Below are 23424 nucleotides of genomic sequence, written 5' to 3' on the forward strand. Positions count from 1 at the left end.
TGATGAAATCAGATCTTAAAAGCGACGGAGAATATTCAGGATATTATAATAGTCCTTATTTTTACAGTTATATAGGTTATTTTGACCGAAGCGCAACTATAGAAGATGTTGATCGTTTGATGGCGCTTCAGCAGAAAAAAGATAAAACAGCTTTTGAAAAATACATTTGTTCCGGGACAATAGCGCCAAATATTAATTATTATAAAGATTTAAAAGGAACAATAGCTTTTAGAAACAATAATTTAGAATTGGCTTATGAAACTTTTTCGAGTATGCCAAAAGATTTTTGGGAGAAGAATTATTCTTATAAGGATTATTTAAATGAAAACCCGTTCACGCCCAAAATTCTTCAAAAAGATAAAGAGAGAAAGTTTGATTATCGTTTTAATAAAACTGAGTTTATTGCCAAACTAATTGAATTAAAAAAGCAAAATACAGCATCGAGTAATTTGCAATTAGCGCATGCGTATTTTAATGTTTCCTATCTTGGAAATTCCTGGATGATGGTAGCGTACGACTGGACTTCGGGCGAATCGTATGTTGATTATGTTTATGGAGATAACACTGAGATCGAAAAGACCTATCAAAAAGGGAATTATTACAGCTTGACAATGGCAAAGATGTATTACGAAAAAGCATTAAAAATGTCGAAGAATAATAACGAAAAAGCACTGGCAAGTTTAATGATTTTTGAATGTAATTATTACGGGCACTACGCTAGTATTGTTTCTGCCGAAGAAGAAGAAAAAAATCCGTTTAAAGCAGGGAAGGAGCTTATGAATTTTTATTCCCTTTATAAAACAACACCAACTTTCAGAAAATATAATTGCCCATTATTGAAAGCATTTATAAACTAAAATGTTTTTTCTCACCATATAAGTGATATAAGTAAATGTAAATTCAGTTTGAAATAATTACTAGAATAATTTATATCACATATAAAAAACAAACCTCTGCACTGAAAGTGCAGAGGTTTGTTTGACGAGAGACTGAAAGTCTCTCAACTTTGAAAACCATTATCAATACTAAAAAGTCAAAAGATTATATTTTTTCGCATTACTAGTACTGCAATAAATTGTAGGGTTTTAAATCCCGATCTGAGACCAATAAAGGCATAAAAAAAAGCGTTCGAAGAACGCTTTTTTTTATAGTAAAATCTAAAATCTAAAATTTAGATAGCAGTTACAATAGCTAAGAAATCATCAGCTTTTAAAGCAGCACCTCCAATTAAACCACCGTCTACGTCTGGTTTGCCAAAAATTTCTTTAGCGTTATCTGGTTTTACAGAACCACCGTATAAAATAGAAACTTCGTCAGCGATATCAGCTCCGTAAGCTTTACGAACAACTTCTCTGATGAATTCGTGCATTTCCTGAGCTTGTTCTGGTGAAGCAGTTTCTCCGGTTCCAATTGCCCAAACTGGCTCATAAGCTAAAACAATTTTAGACCATGATTCTTTTGCAATTTGGAATAATCCATCACGCAATTGATTCTCAACAATGTTGAAATGGTTTCCTGATTGACGATCTTTTAATTCTTCTCCAAAACAGAAAATAACAGTTAAATCATGTTTCAAAGCTGTATCAACTTTGCTCGCGATTAATGCATCAGTTTCGTGAAAAATAGCACGACGCTCAGAGTGACCAAGAATTACAGTGTTTACACCAATGCTAGTTAACATATCAGCAGAAATTTCTCCTGTAAAAGCACCGCCTTCAGCTTGGTGAACGTTTTGAGCAGAAACTCCAATAGTTGTGTTTTTTAATTTAGCGACTGCAGCTTGTAAGTTTACAAATGTTGGTGCAACAATTACTTGAGCAGTTGTTTTTGCAGGTATTTTAGCAATTAATTCGTTTAATAATTCTTCAGTTTGTTCTGCGTTTTTATGCATTTTCCAGTTTCCTGCAACAATCTTTTTTCTCATTTTGGTAGTTTTTATTTTTATTCTTTTTTGTTTTTTATTCTTGTATTGATCTTGAAGTCTGCATTGACATTGAATTTTGAAATTGTCATTGCAATTGAATTTTATTTCAGGCTTTTTAAGGTTTCATTGATTTTATCAAAATCAGTTTCGATAGCACGGTACAATACAATTTTGCCTTTTTTATCGATAATAATGTATCTTGGAATCCAATCTAAATCGATCGCTTTTCCAAAAACACCTTTCATACCGTCGTTCATCATATAATGATCGCCTTTTAATTCGTGTTTTTCAATTCCGGCTTTCCATTTATCAGCTGTTTTATCAGCCGAAAGAAATAAGTATGAAACATCAGGATTATTAGCTTGTAATTCTTTTACTTTTGGCATTGCTTTTACACAATCACCACACCACGAAGCCCAAACTTCGATTACCAAAGTTTTGCCTTTGTAGTTTTTTAAAATGTTTTTGAAAGAAGTCTGACCTCCATCAACGGTTAATAATTTTTCAGACAAAGCTTCTTTAGAAAAACTTGTTTTCTGAGCTTGTGAACATGAAAAGGTAATGAATGCAATTAAGACAAGGGCTATTTGTTTCATACGGAAATAATGTTTGCTTTTTTAATTCGGATTAAAATCGTTTTTAATCTATTAATTTTTTAGGATTTAAAATTCTATCAAATTAATAGATTAAAAGTATCCGAACAAAGTTAAACAAACAAATTGAATGAGAAATAATCATTAACAAAATTTGAAGAGACGTTTAATTTATCACAAAACGGGAAATTTAGGTTAAAAAAAGCCGAATGAAAACGTAATAGTTAACCGAGAAATTGGGATTTTTTAGAAATAAACTTTTGGCGAAATACAAAACAGCCTGATTTTTTTATTTATAAAGTAATTTTAGAAGCAAAAAAACGTCAGGTTCGCATAAAAAAAGCCTTCAATACTTATTCTGATTTAGAATTTATTGAAGACTTTTTTTTTATTTTTCTTTGTTGATTTTTAATTCAAATCATAATCGCCATTTGCCCATTTTTTACTCGGAGTAATCCAATTATCTGAAGCTTTGTATAAAAAACCATGTTTCAGATTAGTATGCAATTCGATTTGTTTAAAATGATTTATTTTAAGTTTTGAAGTCTCTTTTCGTTTGGTCGCATCAACGCCTAAAACATCAGATTCTTCATAAATCATCAAGATGTTTCCACAGTAATTAATGTCTGGAATTTCTTCGATATCAATGTCTCTAAAACATCCAATAAAGACAAAACTCAGATCAGGATTTGCTAAAAAAGTCGAAACATATTGTGCAATATAACCTCCTTTTGAAGTTCCTATTACGGTAATTTTATTTGGAGAAACACCTTTCTTGATAAGCTTTTTAATTTGCTTGACAATCTTTTCGGCATAATCAGCAGCATTAGTATTCTTCTTTCTGATTTCGCTAAAAACAATAAAATTATCTTTTCTGAAAGAGGCTAAAATTTCATTGTATTCTGCCTTTCCATATTCAGGATGTGCTACATCTAAAGCATTTTCTTCAACAAATTTATTGTGAAAAAAGAAAACGTAACGTTGGTTTTCATTTTTTGTCTGGCTAAAAGATAAAATGCTAGATAAAATTGTAAGCGAAAGAGTAAAAGCTTTAATGAGTTTTTTCATTGATTAAATTTAGTTTTTGGTTTTAACCAAATGTAGGATTTTTAAAGCTTTCGCAGAAATAGGAAATGAGTTTATTTTTTCTTTTTTAGAAAATGATTATACGTCATTAAAAGAAATGGGAATGTTACAAAACTTAGCCAGATTATAAATTGCCTGGGAACGATTTCATAATAGTAATTTAAAAAGAAAATAGTACTAACAAAAAGAATACAGAACTTAGAATCTGATTTGCTTACTTGTGTATCCGAATATCTATCGATGTGTTTGTTTTTGAGTTCACTGATGGTGTCAGAATACTTTATAAAGAAGAACATTTTCCAACTGGGCAGAAAACCAATAAGCATCATAAAATTCTGAATCATGTAAATACTTGAAATGCCTAAAAGAAAATATTGAATTGCAATATAAGTTCCTTGTATTAATTCATTAGTACTTACAGCGCTTCCATTTTCTAAAAAACCAGATAAATTATCGATAGCAAAAAACATCATAATTATCGAACTCCAGATGCTTAGGATTAGTTTTTTAGTATCAGATAAAAAAGCTTTATTAAAAGCATTATACAAAGAAAATAAGGAAAGTGAAATTATAATAATAATAAATGTTCGTAAGATGATATTATCAAATTTTACCAAACCAGTATCTATAACCCAATAAATCATGGATATCGAAAGCATTAAGGTTATATCTTCTGTCAATTTGGGAACAATTCTTCTTTGATTAAATATTAGTGAAAAAGTAACATATAAAATAAAGAAAACAATAGGCCAAGCTAAAATACTTAGATTTAAAATAAGCCTCAAATCAAATTTTGAATTAGGCGAGATGTGATCTAAAAAAAGACCTAAAGAAAAAGTAAGTATAAAAGAAATAATTCCTATTGAAGCAGCTGTTTTCCACGTTTTTGTAATTCTTTTGCTTTCAAAAATAATACCTGCGATTAATGCTAGGATATGAAGAGGAAGCAAATGTACACCGTCAGTTTCGTAAAATTTAAAATCACAGATGGCATAAAGAATTAAAAAGAATAGAAATGAAAAAAGGTAAGGATTCTTAGAAAAAGTGGAACTTAATTCATTTTTTAGTTTTGAACTCATATTTCTTATTGATAAATTGTTTATTCAAAAAAACGCCAATAATCTAAAAGTAGAATATTGGCGTTGATTTCACTAATTTATAGTTTTAAAGATCATATGAAACATCAGATAGTTTCAAATCCTTGATATCGTTATAATGTACTTTTTGGACTATAGTTCCTTTGTGTAGTACTACAATACTTGGATTTGCTCTTTCGATTGTTTTTAGAGCCGTTGCATCACAGAAATAAAAGTCAATATCTAAACCATATTGTTTTTTTGCTTTTGCAATTTCATCAGCTCCGGAAGCTGTCATGGCAATTACTTTATATCCTTTTGCTTTAGCATCTTTTGCTACACCTTCTAGTTTTTTCATTCCTTCAGGATTTGATAGTGTCAAATCATAAGTTACGAAAACCAATAATTTAGGTTCTTTTAATAATTCAGCTTTATAATCTGAATCTTCTTTTACCATTGTAAAATCGTGAATTGGCGGAACATAACCTTCAGTAATAACTTTGTCCTTTCTATCTACAAACGTTGCACCTTCAGGGATGTTCATCAAATCTTTTTCAGAGAATTCTTTGTCAACTCCGTTTACTTTATAGATAAAAATCATTTCAACTACAGATTTTGGAGCACCTTCCGGAATTTCCATTCCTTTCTCAATGTTTGTTCCCACTTTGTAAGGACGGAAATCTTTTATAGGATTATGATTCAATACCCAAACAGCCATAAAAACACATAAAATTATAGCAAGAAGTGTCACTAAATTAGTTGCCATTTTTGGGAATAAAGGTTTAACTAATTTTTTATTGACGAATAAAATCACAATGAAAAATAATAAAACAATATCTTTTGTAAACGATTGCCAAGGCGTTAAATGCAACGCATCTCCAAAACAACCACAATCTTTAACTACATCAAAATATGCAGAGTAGAAGGTAAGGAAAGTAAAGAAAACGATCAGTAATAATAAAGCCCAAATGGTAAGTTTAGATTTGTAACCAACTAATAACATTACACCCAAAACTACTTCCAGAATTACTAAAAATATTGCTAATCCTAAAGCCAATGGCTCTAAAAATGGCATATTAAAAACAGGTTCACTAAAATATTCGGCTAATTTATAAGAGAAACCAACGGGATCATTGAGTTTAATTAATCCTGAAATAATAAACAATACGCCGACAAATAATCTTGAGAATTGAGTAATGATGTTTTTCATGTTTTTTTGTTTTTTTTTGCCATGAATTTCGCCAATTAACACAAATTAATTCGTGATCATTCGTGAAATTAGTGGCTAAATTTTATTTCAATGGGTTTAATATCAGAGCAAACACAGAATAATTAATCATGTCCTGATAATTGGCATCAATGCCTTCAGAAACTAAAGTTTTACCTTTATTATCTTCAATTTGTTTAACGCGAAGTATTTTTTGCAGAATCAAATCAGTTAATGAGCTTACACGCATATCACGCCACGCTTCACCATAATCATGATTTTTGGCTTCCATTAACTCTTTGGTCAGTTTAACTTTAGCATCATATAATTCAGTTGCTTTTTCAACATCCAAATCAGGCTGATCAACAACACCCAATTCTAACTGAATCAAAGCCATAATCGAATAGTTAATAATTCCAATGAATTCTCCTTGTTCATCTTCATCAACTTTACGGACTTCATTTTCCTGTAAACTTCTGATTCTTTGCGCTTTTATAAAGATTTGATCAGTTAATGATGGCAGTCTTAAAATACGCCATGCACTACCATAATCTGTCATTTTATTGATAAATAAAGTTCGGCAAACCGTAATTACATTATCATATTCAAGGGAAGTATTCTTCATTTATTGCTGTATATTTGCTAAAATTTCTTCAAAAATAAGGATAAAATTAAAGAGTTTATGAAAAAAGTTTCAAGTTTCAAGTTTCAGGTTGAAGTACATTGCGCAAGCTGAGTAACTTGAAACCTGAAACAAAAATAACTTGAAACAAAAGTCGTGAAACTTGAAACCTGAAACAAATAAAAATTTCAAACAAAATGTTAATGAACTGCAAGGGACAACTGATAGACTTGTCGATTCCTAAAGTAATGGGGATTTTGAATGTGACGCCAAACTCTTTTTTTGATGGAGGAAAGTATAAAAATGAAGCGGAAATTATTTCGCAAGTCGATAAAATGCTGTCTGAAGGTGCAACATTTATAGATATTGGTGCTTATTCCAGTAAGCCAAGTGCCGAATTTGTTACCGAACAAGAAGAGATCGAACGAATTGTTCCGGTTATCAAATTGATTTTAAAGCATTTTCCGGAAACGTTATTGTCAATTGATACTTTTAGAGCCGCTGTTGCAAAAGCGAGTATAGAAAGTGGCGCAGCGATTATAAACGATATTGCAGCGGGAGAACTGGACGATAAAATGTTTGAGGTAATTGCAAAATACAATGTTCCGTATATCATGATGCACATGCGTGGAAATCCGCAAACGATGCAAAGTTTGACACAATATGATGATATTGTAAAAGAAATGCTTTTTTATTTTTCTAAGAAAGTAAAACACGCAAGAAGTCTTGGAATCAACGATTTGATCTTAGATCCAGGTTTTGGATTTGCTAAAACAACGGATCAGAATTATGAGGTTTTGCAAAAAATGGAACTTTTTAATTTGTTGGAATTGCCAGTTTTAGCCGGAGTTTCCAGAAAATCAATGATTTATAAAACACTTGGCAATACAGCGCAAGAAGCTTTAAACGGAACAACAGTTATTAATACAATTGCTTTGACAAAAAGGGCTAAAATTTTACGTGTGCATGATGTAAAAGAAGCTGTAGAATGTGTTACTTTGTTTGTGAAAATTGGTTTGAAATAGATAACTTGTCAGGTTTAAATTATGGAAAAACCAAATATCATAAATAGTTTTAATGTCCTTCAAAATATCATAATAGAAGAAAATAATATATTGTTTTCTTTTTGTGATGTTCATAATTGGGAAAAAAACGAAGTAATAAATTATCAGCTCCAGTCCAGTGATTTTTATGAAATCGTAGAAGTAAATTTTAATTTAGATCATGCAGATTTGCTTGAATTATATTGGAAAATTAGAAGATATATAGGTGAAGAACTTTTCATAGTAGAGAATGACGTTAAAATAAATTTCTACAAAGGTGAAATAAGTGAGTATGACGAAGAGTGGGGACTTTTTGATGATTTAGACGATGAAATTTTAATTCTGAATTATAAAAAGTATAACATTCAAAAATCTTTGCAAGATTGGAAGAATGATTATGAGAGTTTACAAAAAAGATATTACTCGTTATATAAAAAGAAAAGAATACAAGTAGAAAATTTTAGAGAAAAAATAAAATTAGAATTAAAAGAAAAAATTGAAAAACGCTTGGAACAACAAATTATTTCAAATAAATATTATAAAAATAACGATGTTTTGAGCCACGAAGAAGTGAATAAAATAATTGAGATAGCTTTGGATGATAATTATAATGGTCTAAAGAACGATTTGTTTACTGAGTTTTTATTCGATGAATTATAAATTTGATTAATTATTCAGATTTATTCAATAATTAAAATAAAAAGCAAAACATGAAATACTTCAGCCTAATATTCCTATTTCTTCTTTTTTCCTGCCAAGAAAAAAAAGACGTCCTACTTCCAAAAGCAAACATTTCTATAGTGAAAGATGTACAGGATCATTCACCAATTTATATCTTTTTTAAAACAGAAGGAAAAGATACAATCGCTGATGTAAACCGAAAAAATAGCATCATTTCAACCAATTGGATTTTTAATATCGACAAGCGTTTACCATTAAGATTGGTAATTCCGGAAGTAATGAAACTTCAGGAAAAAAAGCGAGTAGAAAAAGCCCATAAAAACGAAAAAGCTGAAAATTATTATTCTTACGCAGATTCGATCGGGAAGAATATGGCCTTTTTACCTTTCACGAAAGTGTATTATAAAACAGAAAAACCAACTCAAGGAACTTTTGTATTTTATTTTAGAAAAGGAAAAGAACAAGTTTTGATGGGAAATAAGGAAATAAAAATATCAGAAATATTAAAATATTTTTATAGTATAAAATTCGAAAGAGTACCAGATCTAGTGTTTTTATTTGATAAGAACATGAGTTATGAAGAGTACATTCAAGATAAAATTTTACTGCAAAAATACGTTTCTCACAATCTTGATAAACTTCCTGTAGAATTCATTTACTAAAACCTGAAACAAACCTTTTTATTGATGATGATAAGGTTCATTTCTTAAAATCGTAAATCCGCGATACAATTGTTCGATAAAAAACAAACGAACCATTTGATGCGAAAATGTCATTAGCGAAAGTGAAATCTTTCCTTGTGCTTTACTGTAAACAGTGTCAGAGAACCCATAAGGACCGCCAATTACAAAAACCAGTGTTTTGATTCCGGAGTTCATTTTCTTTTGTAATTCTTCAGAAAAACCAACGCTGGAAAAGTTTTTCCCGTTTTCATCCAATAAAATCAATTGATCGGTTGGCGAAAGTTTTGACAAAATCAATTCACCTTCTTTTTCCTTTTGCTGACTTTCAGATAAATTCTTGACGTTTTTGATATCCGGAATAATTTCCAAATCAAATTTGATATAAAACGACAAACGTTTGGTATAATCGTCAATTAAAGTCTGCAACGATTTATTATCGGTTTTGCCAATGGCGATAAGTTTGATGTTCATTTTGGTGTTTTTTTTGCCACGAATTACACGAATGAGCACGAATTAAAAAATCTGCGTTTCTCCGTTTAATCCGCTAAATCTGTGGGCTATTTTCTATTCTCAAAAACGGTTTCGAAATGCTCTACAACAGGAAACGGTTCATAGTAATGATGTAAAATCTTTTTCCATTCCAGATAAGCTTCAGAAGTTCTAAAACCTACGGTATGATCTTCAAGCGTGTTCCAATCTACTAATAAAAGATATTTGTTCTCAACCTCAAGACATTTCTCTAAACGATGTCCTAAATAACCATCAATTGATGAAATATATTGACTTGCTTTTGCAAAATCATTTTCAAACTGAATTGCAAAATCAGGTTTTACGTAAAGAAAAGCAGCTTCTAGAATCATATGATTTTTTATTTTTTTTTCACGCAGATTAGGCAGATTTAATTTTTGATATTTACAATAAATAAATCTGCGTTTATCAGCTTTAATCTGTTTAAAATCTGCGTGAAACTCGCACCTAGATTATAAATTTAGTTCTTGGAAAATTTATCTTCAAAAGTTTTGAATCTTGCGTCTAAATCTTTCAATAATTGTTTTTTAACTGTTGCATCCTGAATAAAACTATAATTGATACTATTGTAAACATATTGCTTTATAATCGCGTACGAAACATCAGGATATCTTTTGGCAAGCAAAACATATTGCTCTGTCATGTTTGTTCTTAAAATTCCGGCATCGTCTGTACTAATCACGATTGGGACATTAAATTCTTTATAAAGCGTAAACGGATGTCTGTTTTCTTTTACTTTCAGAATGAATTCGTTACTCGTTAAGTTGATCTCAATTGGAATGTTATTTTTTGCCATATAACGCAATAAATCGTATGAATTGGCTTCATACGCAATATCAACTCCGTGACCAATTCTGTTAGCGCCGGCGACATGAATTGCATCGTTAATATGCCATGTTAAATCTTCTGGCTGAACCAATCCTAAAGTTAATTCTCCCGCATGAAGCGTGTATTTTACGTCAGGATATTTAGAATGACAGTATTTAAACATTAGCATGTGAAGCCAATAATCTTTCATCGAATTTTCGCCGTGTTCCGGAGAAACAATGTTCACACCAGCAACCAATTTGCTATCGTTTGCCGAGATAAAAGCAATCGTCAGGTTTTTGAATAAATCAACCGGATCCATAAAGCGAAGCACAAAATTTTGATAACGCATTGTGAATTTGTCATCGTCAATTTTTAAGTCTTTGTGCAGTTTTGCAATGAAATTAGTATTGAAATCTACAGCATATTTTTTAGCATCTTTTTGCTGAATTGATTTATACAATTCATCTAAAAGTTTTAGGACCGCTTTTTCGTCTTTTTGAGCTGCGGCCTGACGTAATTTCGAATTAAAATCGGTTAAATCAGAAACGTTCATATCACACGGAATCGTTGATAATTGAGTTTCGATATAACTTACGTTTTCAGCTATCGCACGTTTTTTTAGTTCCAGCATTCCTTCAGCAAAATGCCCCTGGATAGTAGGCTCGAATTTTTGAAAAGAGTCAAAAAATAAATCATCAGAAGGAACAGAGCCATTATAATCTTTAGCAGACCAGGTTTGCATGACTTGCTGTTCGTAAAAAGCTAGTTTGCCTTCGTTTTTAAGAGAAGAGAAAGTTTGCCAATTGCCTTTTGAAGGTTTGGTTTTAGAAACTTCCATAGTTTCCAGATTCAAATAAAAATCCTCAGCAATCGCTCTTTCTAAAAGAGATTCTGCATAAACTGATCCTGAAAAATGATGGTGTAAATCGCCGCCTTTTGGCATTTGTTGAAAGAAAGCTGTTAAGAGAGCTTCGTTATTTCTGTTTTTATTTAAATAATTTTCAGCCGTTTGAGAAAAGCCGATTTGTGCTATGAAAATACAGAAAAGTGTAATTATCCTCGTCATACTCTAAGTTTAAATTACATGCAAATGTAATGGTTTTTGAGGAGATTTGAAAATTTTGTTTAAAGAGGCAAAGGCTCAAAGCAGCAAAGGAACAAAGGTTCGAGTAAAGTTCACTTAGCTTTGCGTCATTTTTGTCATCTCGACGAAGGAGAGATCACACTAGAAATTCCACAATCAAAATCGCCAATCTTTGTAGAGCTGAGAGTGTGATCTCTTCTTCGTCGAGATGACAAACAAAAAACCGACAATTGTCTATAAACAAAAAAGAGACGCACTGCGGTGCGTCTCTACTTTGATATGAAGATGAAACCTCTGAACCTTTGTGTCTTTGCAACTTTGAACCTTAAGAAAAAAGCACATCATGAATATCCTCAGTTTTATCAAAAACACTCTTCGCAAAAGGACAAAGTGGGATAATTTTCAGGTTGTTAGTTCTGGCATATTCTACGGCAGCCATAACCAGTTTTTTACCAACACCTTTTCCGTTAAAACCTTCACTAACTTCAGTATGATCTATGATAAATTTTGAATCTCCAGCCCATGTATAGGTCATTTTTCCGGCTTCTTTTCCGTCTTCTATAGCTTCAAAATAGCCTCTTCTTGTATCGTTTATTTGATTTATTTCCATGATGGGTTATATTAATGTGGTTTTAATTTCGATTGAATGCGTAAGTGTTTTATGAATTGGACAGCTATTTGCAATCGTTTCCAATCTTTGTCTTTGTGTTTCGTCGACTTCGCCAATTACTTCGATTTTTCGGGTAAATACGGCTACATTTCGTTCCGAATCTCTTTCAAAATCAATTTTGACATTTATTTCAGAAACTTCCCATTGTTTGCGATTGATGTACATTCGCAAAGTAATTACGGTACAGGAAGCCAATGATGCCGCCAAAAGCTCTGTTGGATTTAATCCTAAATTCTTGCCTCCAATTTCCTGAGGTTCATCAGAAATTAAAATATTTCCGCTGGCAGATGTTATTTCTGTTCGATACAAGCGTGTATCAATTTGTGCTGATATAGTATTCATAATTTATTTGATTCGGGGTTCTGGTAAAGGCACAAATTCAGTTTCACCCGGAACTTTCGGGAAAGTTTGTTCTGTCCAGTCTTTTTTTGCTTTTTCGATGAGGTTTTTGTCCGAAGAAACGAAGTTCCAAAAGATAAAATGTTCTTCAGGAAAAGGAGTTCCTCCAAAAATATAAACCGTACTGTTTTCTGCTAATTCAAACTCACATAAAGTGCTGTCGGTGGTAATTAAAATTTGTTTTGGATCATAAACGTGTTCGCCACTTTTAATGCTTCCTTCTAAAATATATAAACCGCTTTCGCCAAATAAATCTTTCCCTATATTGATTTTTTTGGCTTCGGTACTCTTGATTTCAATAAAATATAATGGACTGTAAACAGGAACTGGTGATTTTTTACCAAATGCTTCTCCTGCAATTAATTTATAAGAAACCCCGTCTTCTTCCCAACTCGGAATATCACTGGCTTCAACATGAGCAAAATTCGGATCCATTTGTTCCAGTTCTTTTGGTAACGCGACCCAAATTTGCAAACCATGAAGCATTTTATCAGAATGTCTTAAATACTCCGGCGTTCTTTCAGAATGTACAATTCCTTTTCCAGAGGTCATCCAGTTTACGGCGCCTGGTTTTATTTCTAACTCGGTTCCTAAACTATCGCGGTGCATGATACTTCCTTCAAACAAAAAAGTAAGCGTCGAAAGTCCAATGTGCGGATGCGGAGGAACGTCCATATTTTCATGATCACTTAGATGTGCCGGTCCCATGTGATCGATAAATACAAATGGTCCAACGGCTCTTTTTTCACGGAAAGGCAATAATCTGCCTACCATAAAGTTGCCAATATTGGCAGCGCGTTCTTCGATAATTAAACTGATATTTGACATGTTCTTCGTTTTAGTTGAAAGCAAAATTACAGTTGTAGTCACAATCTGTAACTTAATTTAGATTAAGAAAACTTATTTTTTGTATTTATAAAAGTAAGAAATAGAATTAAAAGGATTTCATTAGCGTTAAAAATATAACACGAATTTCATAGATTTACACAAATGAATTGGTAAAAAAACGGTGTGTATTATGTCCTTTTTGTCATTTCGAGGGAGGAGAAATCACACGCGTAACTCTACAAAGATTGACGATTTTGATTGCGAATGATGGATTAAAATCCATCCCTGCAATATACTTTGTTCCTTTGGAACTCATCTGAAAAATTCCAGAGGAATTATTTATATTGTAGCAACGGATTTTAATCCGTTGAAACGAACAAAAATAAAAAAAAATAATTCGTGTTAATTCGTGAAATTCGTGTTGATTATTTTTATTCAATCAATTCAAATTCCAAAGCCTCACTTTCAGTTCCATTAATAATAATAGACAATTGATGCAATCCGGTATGAAAAACTCGGGTTGTAATGATTTTAAAAGATTGGTTTCTTTCGACCTTGGTTAACTGATTTGGCTGGTAGATTTTCTCACTGATTTTAAAGACCTTTTTTGCCAAATGTCCTTTTGATTTTTTGTAATGAATTGCATATTCTAAACGAACAGTTTTAGCTTTATCATTTTTATTATTTAAGTGAAATTGAAACTGCAAATAATCCCCAATTTTTACGATTGGTGTTTTGATTTCGAAAGAAGAAAGTTCAATATTAGTGCTTTCTAAACCATAATGGCTTAGAATTTCAGGATGTCCTTGTTTTAGTAAAGTGCGACAGCCGTGTTTGATAATTGCGTCAGTTTCTTTGCTGATTCCGCGCCATTTTGCAGCGATTTCTAAGACTATTTTGGGATTATCTTTAACAATATCATTTAGGTTATTGGCAACACTTCGGCGTACGTATTCTGATGGATCGTTTTTTAGGTTTTCTAAAATCGGTAAAATAGAAGTTGGATCTTTCTTTAGGTACGGAATCGCCATTGCCCACGGTAATCTCGGGCGGCTTCCTTCGCTGGCTAATCGTCGAACATGATGATTTTCATGCAACGACCATTTTGTCATTTCTTCGATCATTTTTTCTTTATATTTTAAAATGAAAGGACGAACGGCAAATTCGCAGCTAATAAATTGTGTGATCGAAACAAAGGCTTTCGCCGAAGTTTTAAAATCCTCCAAACCATATATTTCGATATAATCGGCAAAGAAAATAAAGGCCAGATTTCCATCGATAAACTTATTTTTCTTAAGATTTTCAATGATTTTATCGATTAATGAAACAGCTTCGGGAAAATTTTGAGGCATAAATTGATGTAAAACTACTGTAGTATGTTTCATGCGATCTTTCCATTCTTTTTTGGCAAAATCTCCCGCATAAATGGCATTTATAAATTTTTGTTTGTCGAATGTTGGATGCACTTCGGCAACAGCCTGACCAAAATTTTCGAAAAAAGTAACGGAGTAAATATCTTTAATTAATCCCATGATTTTGTTTGAATGAACCTCAAAGATATTTAATGTTTTGAATTAAAGTTGTAGATTTTGATTGAAAAAATTAAACACAAATTAAAATTGGAAAATTGAAGGTTTTTGAAAAAATCCAGATTTAAAAACATAACATTATTGTGAATTTATGAAAGGGAAATGTTTTTTTAATATACTTAAAAACTGTATATCTATGTGTTAGATAATTTTAATACTTTTCTGCCTAATATTTTCAGATATTTTAGTGTTTTGGATTTTTTGGCAGAGGTTTAACTTTCAAATCCACAAAATATGTCCTACTTTAGCATCTTATAAAATTTAAGAAAAATGATTAGCGAAGTACAATTTCAAGCCGAATTACAATTATTGATTAGTAATGCAATTCGAGAAGATGTAGGCACGGGAGATTACAGTTCATTGGCATGTATTCCCGATACAGCGCACGGACAAGCTAAATTATTGGTGAAAGATCAAGGCGTTATTGCGGGTGTTACACTGGCAAAAATGATTTTTGAATTTGTTGATTCAAAATTAAAAATCAAGACTTTTATTGAGGATGGCACACATGTAGAATATGGCGATGTTGTTTTTGAAGTTTCTGGAAGCTCACAATCGATTTTAAAAGCTGAACGAGTGGTTTTGAATACCATGCAGCGTATGTCTGCAATTGCGACAAAAACAGCTCAATATGTGCAGCTTTTAGATGGAACCGAAGCTAAAATTTTAGATACCCGTAAAACAACTCCAAATTTTAGAGTTGCCGAAAAATGGGCTGTGAAAATAGGCGGAGGAGAAAATCATCGTTTTGCGCTTTATGATATGGTGATGCTTAAAGATAATCATATCGATTTTGCGGGCGGAATTACTTTAGCTATAAAGAAAACCAAAGAGTATTTGAAAGCCAATAATCTTGATTTGAAAATTATTGTTGAGGCCAGAAATTTGGATGAAATCCGTGAAATTCTTTTAAGTGACGGCGTTCACAGAATCCTGATCGATAACTTTAATTATGAAGATACTAAAACAGCAGTTCAATTAATTGGCAAAAAATGCCAAACAGAATCTTCAGGAAATATCAACGAAAAAACGATTCGTGAATATGCATTATGTGGCGTAAATTATATTTCGTCAGGAGCATTAACACATTCTGTTTACAATATGGATTTGAGTTTGAAGGCTTTTTAGGAAGAAATTATGAGTTGTGAATCATGAATTATGAGTTTAAAATAATCTAACAAAAACGTAACTCTAACCCGAGCGCTAGTGAATTGGCGCGGCAAATCTAAAATAATAATATGTCTCAAGAGATAGAAGATCGGATTGAAAAAATTCCATTAATATGTTATTTAGCTCGGTTTCTGAAAAGAATAAAACTGCCGTGGCTGGAAGGTTTTTCGTTGTATGATTTGCTTGAAATGTATACCATTGGTATTATTGACGGTGCATTTTCGTATCATGCAAGTGCGGTTTCTTTTAGCTTTTTTATGGCTTTATTTCCTTTTGCGCTGTTTATTTTAAACTTGATTCCTTTTATTCCAATTGAAGGATTTCAACAGGATTTTCTGCAATTTGTACAACAAGGAGTTCCGCCAAATACCTACGATGCAATTAGTAAAATTATCAGTGATATTTTAAACAATAGTCACTCGGGATTACTGTCGTCCGGATTCTTGCTTTCTATTTTTTTGATGGCAAATGGTATTAACGGAATTTTAAGTGGCTTTGAATCTTCTAAACACGTTTTTGATAAACGTGGTTTTCTGAATCAGTATTTAGTGGCATTGGCGATCTCGCTTGTTATGACAATTATTTTGTTTGTAACAGTGGCAACAATTGTCGTTTTTGAGGTATTTATTCAAAAAACAATCATTCAGGATGTGTTGAGTGATCGTATTCCGCTGATAATTTTGGGACGATATTTGTTTGTTATCTTGATGATTTTGATAACATCTTCAATATTATTACGTTATGGTACAAAGCAGTATAATAAAGTGCCTTTTATAAGTATTGGATCTGTTTTTACAACCATCTTAATTGTTATATCTTCGTTCTTTTTTGGGATTTGGGTTATAAAATTCTCAAAATATAATGAACTTTATGGCTCAATTGGGACATTATTGATTCTAATGTTTTATATTTGGATAAACTGTATGATTCTGCTTTTGGGATTTGAATTGAATGCCTCTATCAGAAAATTAAAACAAAAAAAAAATAAATAATATGAAAAATTGGATGTTAACAATTGGAATTTTCTTTTTAACCTTAGGTACAATTCAGGGCCAAAGTGTTATTGGAAAATGGAAAACAATTGATGATGAAACCGGAGAAGCAAAATCTGTTGTAGAGATTTACGAAAAGTCAGGAAAAGTGTATGGTAAAGTGGTAGAAATACTTCGTGCCGATCATAAAAAAGATGTCTGTACAAAATGTGAAGGTGCAGATAAAAACAAACCAATTTTAGGTTTAAACATTATTAACGGACTTAAAAAAGATGGTGATGAATATGGCGGAGGAACTATTTTTGATCCTACTAATGGTAAAAAATATAAATGCTATATAACACTTGAATCTGCTGATAAACTTAAGTTACGTGGTTATATTGGTATTTCTATTATGGGAAGAACACAATACTGGACCAGAGTAAAGAATTAATTATATAAATAAAAATGCGAAAATTAGCATCGATAGTTTTATTTCTGACAATACTATCCAATAGTTTTGCTCAGTCTAAGAATTCGCCATTACAAATTAGTCATCTTATGGGTGACTTTTATGTTTATAAGACGTTTCATGATTATAAAGGAACTTTGATTTCAGCAAATGCCATGTATCTGGTTACAGATAAAGGCGTTGTGTTGTTTGATGCTCCTTGGGATAAAACACAATTTCAGCCTTTATTAGATAGTATAAAAGCAAGACATCATAAAGAAGTTGTGATGTGTTTTGCAACGCATTCTCATGAAGACAGGGCAGGAGGTTTGGAGTTTTATGGTAAAAAAGGAATTAAAACTTATACTATAAAATTAACGGATCAGATTCTTGAAAAGAATAACGAAAAAAGAGCCGAATTTATAATCCCAAATGATACAACATTTACGGTTGGGCAACATACTTTTGAGGTTTATTATCCTGGAAAAGGTCATGCTCCGGATAATATTATAGTTTGGTTTAATAAAGAAAAAGTCCTTTATGGAGGTTGTTTTATCAAAAGTACCGAAGCAAAAGATTTAGGATATTTAGGCGATTCAGATGTGAAAGAATGGGAGAAATCAATTAAAAAAGTACAATCAAAATTTAAAAAACCTAAATATATTATTACGGGTCATGATGATTGGAAAGATTTGTCTTCGTTAAATCATACGCTGAAATTGGTTCAGGAATATAATACTGCATCAGGTAAAAAGTAATTTTTGCTTATATTTGAAATAAAATTATACGTTAATGAATTTTTTAGAACATCATTTATCGGAGATCTCTAAACTTTGCAAAAGTCACAAGGTAAGGGCTTTGTATGCTTTTGGTTCAGTACTTACGGAAGATTTTAGCGATAAAAGTGATGTTGATTTAGTTGTAGATTTTCAATCTTTTGATGTGTTGGATTACGCTGATAATTATTTTGATCTTAAGTTTTCATTAGAAGATATTTTAAACCGTCCAGTTGATTTATTGGAAGAAAAAGCAATTAAAAATCCTTATTTCAAACAAAATCTCGATAAACAAAGACAATTAATTTATGGATAATAATATTAAAACCTGGTTGTTTGATATTTTGAGTTCTATAAATGAAATTGAAAGTTATTTTGTTAATCAATCTATGCAATTTCAAAATTATCAAAAAGACCTGCGTACTAAACGTGCTGTGGAGCGGAATATTGAAATTATTGGTGAGGCAATGAATAGAATTTTAAAAGAAAATAGCGAAATTCAAATTTCAGATTCCCGAAAAATTGTTGCTGTAAGAAATAGAATAATTCATGGTTACGACTCTGTATCTGATGAAGTTATTTGGGGAATTGTTATTAAATAGCTTCCAATTCTTAAAGCCGAAGTAGAAAAAATGCTTTCAGAATAATTACAAATTATTCAAATCTTATAAAATATTTCCATGTTTTTTGTCGAAGTTGTTTTACCGCTTTCCTTAGCCAAAACCTTTACTTATCGTATTTCTGAGGCCGAATTTCATTTCATTAAAAAAGGAATGCGGGTTGCGGTGCCTTTTGGTAAAAGTAAAATATATACCGCATTGGTAATTGATATTCATCAGAACGAGCCGAGTTTATATGATGCCAAAGAAATTCATCAAATTCTTGACGAAAAACCTATTGCAACCGAAATCCAGATTAAGCACTGGCTTTGGGTAGCGAATTATTATATGTGCGGAATTGGTGATGTGTATCGTGGTGCTTTCCCAACAGGATTATTATTAGAAAGTGAAACTATAATTTCGCTTAAAGCGGAAATCGTAGTAAATGATTCTGAACTTTCTGATGATGAATTTTTGGTTTATGAAGCCTTGCAGCATCAAAGTTCGCTTAAAGTTCAAGAGATTATTTCGATATTAAATAAGAAGAATATTTTTCCGATTCTTCAAAAAATGATGGCTAAAGATATCGTTGTTTTAGAAGAAGAAATAAAGGAAAGTTATAAGCCTAAGTTAGTTCGGTATGTAAAATTACATGCAAAATATGACTCGGAAAGTGGTCTTGGAGCATTACTGGAAGTATTGAAAAGTGCCAATAAACAGAAAGAAATTGTTTTGGCGTATTTTCAAATTATGGCTTCTGAAAAGAAACCTATTACGGTAAAGAAACTGGTTGAGGTTTCGGGTTCAACTTCGACGACGGTTAAAGCTTTGATTGATAAAGAAATTTTTGAAGAATATCTTTTACAGCACGATCGTGTTTCTTTTACGGGAGAAGCTTCGGATAAACAATTGTTGTTAAGCGAAGCTCAGGAAAATGCTTTTACGGCAATTAAAAATAATCTTTTAGAAAAAGAAGTTTGTTTGCTTCACGGTGTTACGTCAAGCGGAAAAACAGAAATTTATATAAAATTAATTGAAGAATATTTAGCTACAGGAAAACAGGTTTTGTATTTATTGCCTGAAATTGCATTAACCACACAATTAGTTTCTCGTTTGCGACTTCATTTTGGGGATAAAGTAGCTGTTTTTCATTCTAAATATAGTAATAACGAAAGAGTAGAAGTTTGGAAGCAAACACTTGAAAATTCAGAAAAAGCTCAGATTGTAATAGGAGCGAGGTCAGCTTTGTTTTTGCCTTTCGATAATTTAGGATTGTTGATTGTTGATGAAGAACACGAACAGACTTTTAAGCAAACTGATCCTGCACCACGTTATCATGCGCGCGATGCTGCAATTGTTCTGGCTAACTTTCATAATGCAAAAGTCCTTTTGGGATCTGCAACGCCAAGTATTGAGACCTATTTTAATACACAAAGTGATAAATACGGTTTAGTAACGCTTACGGAGCGTTATAATAATGTTCGAATGCCTGAAATTCTTTTGGTCGATTTGAAAGACAAACATTTCAGAAAACGAATGACAGGGCATTTTAGTGATCTTTTAATAGAAGAAATTACGGAAGCTTTGTCTTTGGGTGAGCAAGTGATTTTGTTTCAAAACAGACGCGGATATTCACCAATAATCGAATGTATGACTTGTGGACACGTTCCGCATTGTCAGCAATGCGATGTGAGTCTGACTTTTCATAAACATAAAAATCAATTGCGTTGTCATTATTGTGGTTATTCGATTGCGAAACCTACGCATTGTCATAGTTGTTCCAGTATTGATTTGACTACAAAAGGCTTTGGAACGGAACAGATTGAACAAGAATTAATTTCTCTTTTTCCGAAGGCTAAAACCGGAAGAATGGATCAGGATACTACTCGTGGAAAATATGGTTTTGAGAAAATAATTGATTCTTTTAAAAACCGTGAAATTGATATTTTGGTCGGAACACAAATGCTTGCCAAAGGCTTGGATTTTGATAATGTAAGTTTGGTAGGAATCATGAATGCGGATAATATGCTGCATCATCCTGATTTCAGGGCTTTTGAGCGTAGTTTTCAGATGATGACCCAAGTTGCGGGAAGAGCCGGAAGATCTGAAAAGCAAGGAAAAGTTGTAATTCAGACTTATAATCCAAATCACAATACAATTCAGCAAGTTACAAGTCATAATTATATAGGTATGTATAAGGAGCAATTATACGACCGACAAATCTATAAGTATCCGCCTTATTTCAGAATCATAAAGCTGACACTGAAACACCGTGAATTTGAAAAATTAAAAGAGGGCTCGATGTGGCTGTATCAGGTTTTAAGTCAAAACCTTAATATGCCTGTTTTAGGACCGGAAGAACCTGCGATAAGCAGAATCAGAAATGAATATATCAGAACGATTCTGATTAAGATTCCGAACAATCTGCCTCTGGCGGGCACAAAAAAAACTATTCAGAAAATGTTGAATAGTTTTGAGGCTGTTGCGCAATACAGAGCTATAAAGGTAATTGCCAATGTCGATTTTTATTAAATTAAGACGATGTTGACAATGCTTTTACTAAATCTTCTTTTTTGTTTCGGCTAAGGGGGATTTTGGTAATACCAATTTCTGCAAATTTACTGTTAAAACGCTCTACCTTATCTATATTAATAATATAGGACTTGTGTACACGAATAAATTTGTCTTTTGAAAGATCATTTTCAAAAGATTTCATAGTTGAAAGTACCAAATTACTATCGTCTTCTGTAACCACTCTTACATAATCTCCAAAAGCTTCAATCCATTTGATTTTTGCGGTGAAAATTTTAAGTTTTTTAAGGTTACTCTTGATGAAAATATGTTCGCCTTCTTCTTCTTTTACTTCTTTTTTGAGTAAATGCATGTCTATTGCTCTTTTTACAGAAGCATTGAACCGGTCTACGGCAATAGGTTTTTGCAGATAATCAGTGGCATCATAGTCAAAAGCTTTTAAAGCATATTCGGCTTTAGAAGTAATAAATATAATTTGAGGTTTTGATTTTAGTCCGTCAAGGAAGTCAAAACCGTTAATAACAGGCATTTCAATATCAAGGAATATAAGATCGATATTATTTAGAGAGATACAACTTTTTGCTTCTATTGCATTAGAAAAATCCCCGATTAAGTGCAAACCTGGGTGATTATTAACTAATTTTGCAATAATTGTCCTCTGTATAGAACTATCATCTACAACAACACAGTTTAGTTTCATAACATTTAAAATTTAGAATAAATTCAGGATAGCAGTAGTAAATGTATTATTTTTTTGTAAAAAAAACTAGAGTGAGCGTGTATTTTTTGCATTACGACGAATAAAACTAAAAAAGTGTTGTATATATAAATTAAATGGTTACTTTTGCACCCAATTTTAACAAATAAATATTGTATTTATGAATCATTATGAAACTGTTTTCATTTTAAATCCCGTTTTATCTGAGGTTCAGGTGAAGGAAACAGTAACGAAATTTGAAGAATTTCTTACTAGTAGAGGAGCTGAAATGGTATCTAAAGAGGATTGGGGTCTGAAAAAAATGGCTTACGAAATCCAAAACAAAAAAAGTGGTTTTTATCACTTATTCGAATTCAAAGTAGCTGGAGAAGTTCTAATTGCTTTTGAAACTGAATTTAGACGTGACGAAAGAGTTATGCGTTTCTTAACTGTAAGTTTAGACAAACATGCTATTTCATGGGCTGAAAGAAGAAGAGCCAAATTAAAATCTACTAAAGCTTAATTATTATGTCTACAATAGAGCAATCTGCAAAAGGAAAAAAAGACGGAGATATCAGATATTTAACGCCTTTAAACATTGAAACTAACAAAACTAAAAAGTACTGTCGTTTCAAAAAATCAGGAATCAAATATATCGATTATAAAGATGCTGATTTCTTATTGAAATTCGTTAATGAGCAAGGAAAAATTCTTCCTCGTCGTTTAACTGGAACTTCATTAAAATACCAAAGAAAAGTTTCTGTAGCTGTAAAAAGAGCTCGTCACTTAGCTTTAATGCCATACGTGGCCGATTTATTAAAATAATTAAAAACTCTAGTCGCTGGTTTCTGTTTAGCAGAACCTAACTTCTAACATATAAGGACAACAACATGGAACTTATTTTAAAACAAGACGTACAAAACTTAGGATTTAAAGATGATGTAGTATCAGTTAAAGCTGGTTACGGTCGTAACTTTTTAATTCCTCAAGGATTCGCACATTTAGCTACACCTTCTGCAAAGAAAGTTTTGGCTGAAAACCTAAAACAAAGAGCTCATAAAGAAGCTAAAGTTGTTGCTGACGCAAAAGCATTAGCTGAAACATTGAAAGCAATTGAAATTAAACTTTTTGCAAAAGCAGGTGGTGAAAAATTATTCGGTTCAATCACGAATATTGATATCGCTGAAGCTTTAGCTAAAGGTGGACAAGTAATTGATAGAAAATTCATCACTAGCGGTATCGTTAAACGTACTGGTAAATACACTGCAAGTGTACGTTTACACAGAGATGTTGTCGTTGAATTACCATACGAAATCGTTGCTGAAAAATAACATTTTGTTAACTTCTTGTTAATAAAATATAAAAACCACTCTTAGGAGTGGTTTTTTTTTGCCTATTTTTGAGT

Annotated in this window: 28 protein-coding genes; 14 read left to right on the plus strand and 14 right to left on the minus strand. The window is 31.9% G+C overall.

Going from position 1 to position 23424, the window contains the following annotated elements; translation table 11 throughout:
• Positions 1-2 precede the first annotated feature (2 nt).
• Positions 3-857, plus strand: coding sequence for a hypothetical protein (locus CHB81_RS27105; protein ID WP_254920980.1), 855 nt, complete (start codon positions 3-5; stop codon positions 855-857).
• Positions 858-1171: 314 nt separating this feature from the next.
• Here CHB81_RS27105 and tpiA read toward each other — a convergent pair whose 3' ends face one another.
• The 6 genes from tpiA to CHB81_RS05675 form a co-directional block, all read right to left on the minus strand.
• Positions 1172-1924 (minus strand): triose-phosphate isomerase, encoded by a 753-nt coding sequence (gene tpiA, locus CHB81_RS05650; RefSeq protein WP_089350923.1) that lies wholly within the window; start codon positions 1922-1924, stop codon positions 1172-1174.
• A gap of 101 nt (positions 1925-2025) precedes the next feature.
• Entirely contained in the window at positions 2026-2520 is a 495-nt protein-coding gene (locus tag CHB81_RS05655; RefSeq protein WP_089350924.1) for a TlpA disulfide reductase family protein, read from the minus strand.
• Between the two features lie 405 nt (positions 2521-2925).
• A complete protein-coding gene (locus CHB81_RS05660; RefSeq protein WP_089350925.1) occupies positions 2926-3585 on the minus strand; it encodes a dienelactone hydrolase family protein in 660 nt (219 codons plus the stop codon).
• Positions 3586-3656: 71 nt separating this feature from the next.
• Positions 3657-4682 (minus strand): hypothetical protein, encoded by a 1026-nt coding sequence (locus tag CHB81_RS05665; protein ID WP_089350926.1) that lies wholly within the window; start codon positions 4680-4682, stop codon positions 3657-3659.
• 85 nt (positions 4683-4767) lie between these two features.
• Complete coding sequence (locus tag CHB81_RS05670; RefSeq protein ID WP_089351198.1) at positions 4768-5889, minus strand: BT_3928 family protein; 1122 nt, start codon at positions 5887-5889, stop codon at positions 4768-4770.
• A gap of 82 nt (positions 5890-5971) precedes the next feature.
• Positions 5972-6511: a DUF1599 domain-containing protein gene (locus CHB81_RS05675; protein WP_089350927.1), complete on the minus strand. Its 540-nt coding sequence runs from the start codon at positions 6509-6511 to the stop codon at positions 5972-5974.
• Positions 6512-6705: 194 nt separating this feature from the next.
• Between CHB81_RS05675 and folP the strand changes: the two genes are divergently transcribed.
• The 3 genes from folP to CHB81_RS05690 all read left to right on the plus strand — a co-directional run bounded on the left by folP (position 6706) and on the right by CHB81_RS05690 (position 8894).
• Positions 6706-7533, plus strand: a complete 828-nt coding sequence (folP, locus tag CHB81_RS05680) for a dihydropteroate synthase (protein WP_089350928.1) — start codon at positions 6706-6708, stop codon at positions 7531-7533.
• 21 nt (positions 7534-7554) lie between these two features.
• Positions 7555-8211, plus strand: a complete 657-nt coding sequence (locus CHB81_RS05685) for a hypothetical protein (RefSeq protein ID WP_089350929.1) — start codon at positions 7555-7557, stop codon at positions 8209-8211.
• A 140-nt stretch (positions 8212-8351) separates the two neighbouring features.
• Positions 8352-8894, plus strand: a complete 543-nt coding sequence (locus CHB81_RS05690) for a hypothetical protein (RefSeq protein ID WP_254920981.1) — start codon at positions 8352-8354, stop codon at positions 8892-8894.
• An 18-nt stretch (positions 8895-8912) separates the two neighbouring features.
• Here CHB81_RS05690 and rlmH read toward each other — a convergent pair whose 3' ends face one another.
• The 7 genes from rlmH to CHB81_RS05725 all read right to left on the minus strand — a co-directional run bounded on the left by rlmH (position 8913) and on the right by CHB81_RS05725 (position 14766).
• On the minus strand, positions 8913-9386 hold the full coding sequence (gene rlmH, locus CHB81_RS05695; protein WP_026982293.1) for a 23S rRNA (pseudouridine(1915)-N(3))-methyltransferase RlmH: 474 nt from the start codon (positions 9384-9386) through the stop codon (positions 8913-8915).
• Between the two features lie 86 nt (positions 9387-9472).
• Positions 9473-9775 carry an antibiotic biosynthesis monooxygenase gene (locus CHB81_RS05700; RefSeq protein WP_089350931.1) on the minus strand — a complete coding sequence of 101 codons (303 nt, stop codon included), beginning with the start codon at positions 9773-9775 and terminating at the stop codon, positions 9473-9475.
• A 128-nt stretch (positions 9776-9903) separates the two neighbouring features.
• Complete coding sequence (locus CHB81_RS05705) at positions 9904-11319, minus strand: adenosine deaminase (RefSeq protein ID WP_089350932.1); 1416 nt, start codon at positions 11317-11319, stop codon at positions 9904-9906.
• Between the two features lie 343 nt (positions 11320-11662).
• On the minus strand, positions 11663-11947 hold the full coding sequence (locus CHB81_RS05710) for a GNAT family N-acetyltransferase (RefSeq protein ID WP_089350933.1): 285 nt from the start codon (positions 11945-11947) through the stop codon (positions 11663-11665).
• Between the two features lie 6 nt (positions 11948-11953).
• Positions 11954-12349, minus strand: a complete 396-nt coding sequence (locus CHB81_RS05715) for an OsmC family protein (protein WP_089350934.1) — start codon at positions 12347-12349, stop codon at positions 11954-11956.
• Positions 12350-12352: 3 nt separating this feature from the next.
• Positions 12353-13234: a pirin family protein gene (locus tag CHB81_RS05720; RefSeq protein ID WP_089350935.1), complete on the minus strand. Its 882-nt coding sequence runs from the start codon at positions 13232-13234 to the stop codon at positions 12353-12355.
• A gap of 431 nt (positions 13235-13665) precedes the next feature.
• Complete coding sequence (locus CHB81_RS05725) at positions 13666-14766, minus strand: DNA alkylation repair protein (protein ID WP_089350936.1); 1101 nt, start codon at positions 14764-14766, stop codon at positions 13666-13668.
• A 327-nt stretch (positions 14767-15093) separates the two neighbouring features.
• Between CHB81_RS05725 and nadC the strand changes: the two genes are divergently transcribed.
• The 7 genes from nadC to priA all read left to right on the plus strand — a co-directional run bounded on the left by nadC (position 15094) and on the right by priA (position 21322).
• Positions 15094-15951 (plus strand): carboxylating nicotinate-nucleotide diphosphorylase, encoded by an 858-nt coding sequence (nadC, locus tag CHB81_RS05730; RefSeq protein ID WP_089350937.1) that lies wholly within the window; start codon positions 15094-15096, stop codon positions 15949-15951.
• A gap of 110 nt (positions 15952-16061) precedes the next feature.
• Positions 16062-16985 (plus strand): YihY/virulence factor BrkB family protein, encoded by a 924-nt coding sequence (locus CHB81_RS05735; protein ID WP_089350938.1) that lies wholly within the window; start codon positions 16062-16064, stop codon positions 16983-16985.
• Position 16986: 1 nt separating this feature from the next.
• Positions 16987-17418 carry a DUF2147 domain-containing protein gene (locus tag CHB81_RS05740; RefSeq protein ID WP_089350939.1) on the plus strand — a complete coding sequence of 144 codons (432 nt, stop codon included), beginning with the start codon at positions 16987-16989 and terminating at the stop codon, positions 17416-17418.
• Positions 17419-17432: 14 nt separating this feature from the next.
• Entirely contained in the window at positions 17433-18173 is a 741-nt protein-coding gene (gene bla-B1-FLAV, locus CHB81_RS05745) for a subclass B1 metallo-beta-lactamase (protein WP_089350940.1), read from the plus strand.
• Positions 18174-18207: 34 nt separating this feature from the next.
• Positions 18208-18507: a nucleotidyltransferase family protein gene (locus CHB81_RS05750; RefSeq protein WP_089350941.1), complete on the plus strand. Its 300-nt coding sequence runs from the start codon at positions 18208-18210 to the stop codon at positions 18505-18507.
• Positions 18500-18793 carry a DUF86 domain-containing protein gene (locus CHB81_RS05755; protein ID WP_089350942.1) on the plus strand — a complete coding sequence of 98 codons (294 nt, stop codon included), beginning with the start codon at positions 18500-18502 and terminating at the stop codon, positions 18791-18793. Before CHB81_RS05750 ends, CHB81_RS05755 begins: the two co-directional genes overlap by 8 nt.
• 78 nt (positions 18794-18871) lie before the next feature.
• A complete protein-coding gene (priA, locus tag CHB81_RS05760; RefSeq protein WP_089350943.1) occupies positions 18872-21322 on the plus strand; it encodes a primosomal protein N' in 2451 nt (816 codons plus the stop codon).
• A 1-nt stretch (position 21323) separates the two neighbouring features.
• On the opposite strand, the gene CHB81_RS05765 is transcribed toward priA, so the two are convergent.
• Positions 21324-22022 (minus strand): LytTR family DNA-binding domain-containing protein, encoded by a 699-nt coding sequence (locus CHB81_RS05765; RefSeq protein ID WP_026729423.1) that lies wholly within the window; start codon positions 22020-22022, stop codon positions 21324-21326.
• Between the two features lie 178 nt (positions 22023-22200).
• Between CHB81_RS05765 and rpsF the strand changes: the two genes are divergently transcribed.
• The 3 genes from rpsF (at position 22201) to rplI (ending at position 23350) form a co-directional block, all read left to right on the plus strand.
• Positions 22201-22542 (plus strand): 30S ribosomal protein S6, encoded by a 342-nt coding sequence (gene rpsF / locus CHB81_RS05770; protein WP_007810575.1) that lies wholly within the window; start codon positions 22201-22203, stop codon positions 22540-22542.
• A 5-nt stretch (positions 22543-22547) separates the two neighbouring features.
• Positions 22548-22844, plus strand: coding sequence for a 30S ribosomal protein S18 (rpsR, locus tag CHB81_RS05775; protein WP_002987043.1), 297 nt, complete (start codon positions 22548-22550; stop codon positions 22842-22844).
• Positions 22845-22909: 65 nt separating this feature from the next.
• Positions 22910-23350 carry a 50S ribosomal protein L9 gene (gene rplI / locus CHB81_RS05780; protein ID WP_089350944.1) on the plus strand — a complete coding sequence of 147 codons (441 nt, stop codon included), beginning with the start codon at positions 22910-22912 and terminating at the stop codon, positions 23348-23350.
• Positions 23351-23424 lie beyond the last annotated feature (74 nt).

Source organism: Flavobacterium sp. ov086, from assembly GCF_900187965.1.
Classification (GTDB): Bacteria; Bacteroidota; Bacteroidia; order Flavobacteriales; family Flavobacteriaceae; genus Flavobacterium.

Coding starts and splice junctions, on each gene's coding strand:
- CHB81_RS05740 (WP_089350939.1), top strand. CDS start 16,987: ATGAAAAATTGGATGTTAACAATTGGAATTTTCTTTTTAACCTTAGGT.
- CHB81_RS05700 (WP_089350931.1), bottom strand. CDS start 9,775: ATGATTCTAGAAGCTGCTTTTCTTTACGTAAAACCTGATTTTGCAATT.
- CHB81_RS05665 (WP_089350926.1), bottom strand. CDS start 4,682: ATGAGTTCAAAACTAAAAAATGAATTAAGTTCCACTTTTTCTAAGAAT.
- CHB81_RS05735 (WP_089350938.1), top strand. CDS start 16,062: ATGTCTCAAGAGATAGAAGATCGGATTGAAAAAATTCCATTAATATGT.
- CHB81_RS05725 (WP_089350936.1), bottom strand. CDS start 14,766: ATGGGATTAATTAAAGATATTTACTCCGTTACTTTTTTCGAAAATTTT.
- CHB81_RS05660 (WP_089350925.1), bottom strand. CDS start 3,585: ATGAAAAAACTCATTAAAGCTTTTACTCTTTCGCTTACAATTTTATCT.
- folP (WP_089350928.1), top strand. CDS start 6,706: ATGTTAATGAACTGCAAGGGACAACTGATAGACTTGTCGATTCCTAAA.
- priA (WP_089350943.1), top strand. CDS start 18,872: ATGTTTTTTGTCGAAGTTGTTTTACCGCTTTCCTTAGCCAAAACCTTT.
- rpsR (WP_002987043.1), top strand. CDS start 22,548: ATGTCTACAATAGAGCAATCTGCAAAAGGAAAAAAAGACGGAGATATC.
- CHB81_RS05675 (WP_089350927.1), bottom strand. CDS start 6,511: ATGAAGAATACTTCCCTTGAATATGATAATGTAATTACGGTTTGCCGA.
- rlmH (WP_026982293.1), bottom strand. CDS start 9,386: ATGAACATCAAACTTATCGCCATTGGCAAAACCGATAATAAATCGTTG.
- CHB81_RS05655 (WP_089350924.1), bottom strand. CDS start 2,520: ATGAAACAAATAGCCCTTGTCTTAATTGCATTCATTACCTTTTCATGT.
- nadC (WP_089350937.1), top strand. CDS start 15,094: ATGATTAGCGAAGTACAATTTCAAGCCGAATTACAATTATTGATTAGT.
- rpsF (WP_007810575.1), top strand. CDS start 22,201: ATGAATCATTATGAAACTGTTTTCATTTTAAATCCCGTTTTATCTGAG.
- CHB81_RS05755 (WP_089350942.1), top strand. CDS start 18,500: ATGGATAATAATATTAAAACCTGGTTGTTTGATATTTTGAGTTCTATA.
- CHB81_RS05685 (WP_089350929.1), top strand. CDS start 7,555: ATGGAAAAACCAAATATCATAAATAGTTTTAATGTCCTTCAAAATATC.
- CHB81_RS27105 (WP_254920980.1), top strand. CDS start 3: ATGAAATCAGATCTTAAAAGCGACGGAGAATATTCAGGATATTATAAT.
- CHB81_RS05720 (WP_089350935.1), bottom strand. CDS start 13,234: ATGTCAAATATCAGTTTAATTATCGAAGAACGCGCTGCCAATATTGGC.
- tpiA (WP_089350923.1), bottom strand. CDS start 1,924: ATGAGAAAAAAGATTGTTGCAGGAAACTGGAAAATGCATAAAAACGCA.
- CHB81_RS05670 (WP_089351198.1), bottom strand. CDS start 5,889: ATGAAAAACATCATTACTCAATTCTCAAGATTATTTGTCGGCGTATTG.
- rplI (WP_089350944.1), top strand. CDS start 22,910: ATGGAACTTATTTTAAAACAAGACGTACAAAACTTAGGATTTAAAGAT.
- CHB81_RS05765 (WP_026729423.1), bottom strand. CDS start 22,022: ATGAAACTAAACTGTGTTGTTGTAGATGATAGTTCTATACAGAGGACA.
- bla-B1-FLAV (WP_089350940.1), top strand. CDS start 17,433: ATGCGAAAATTAGCATCGATAGTTTTATTTCTGACAATACTATCCAAT.
- CHB81_RS05705 (WP_089350932.1), bottom strand. CDS start 11,319: ATGACGAGGATAATTACACTTTTCTGTATTTTCATAGCACAAATCGGC.
- CHB81_RS05750 (WP_089350941.1), top strand. CDS start 18,208: ATGAATTTTTTAGAACATCATTTATCGGAGATCTCTAAACTTTGCAAA.
- CHB81_RS05710 (WP_089350933.1), bottom strand. CDS start 11,947: ATGGAAATAAATCAAATAAACGATACAAGAAGAGGCTATTTTGAAGCT.
- CHB81_RS05715 (WP_089350934.1), bottom strand. CDS start 12,349: ATGAATACTATATCAGCACAAATTGATACACGCTTGTATCGAACAGAA.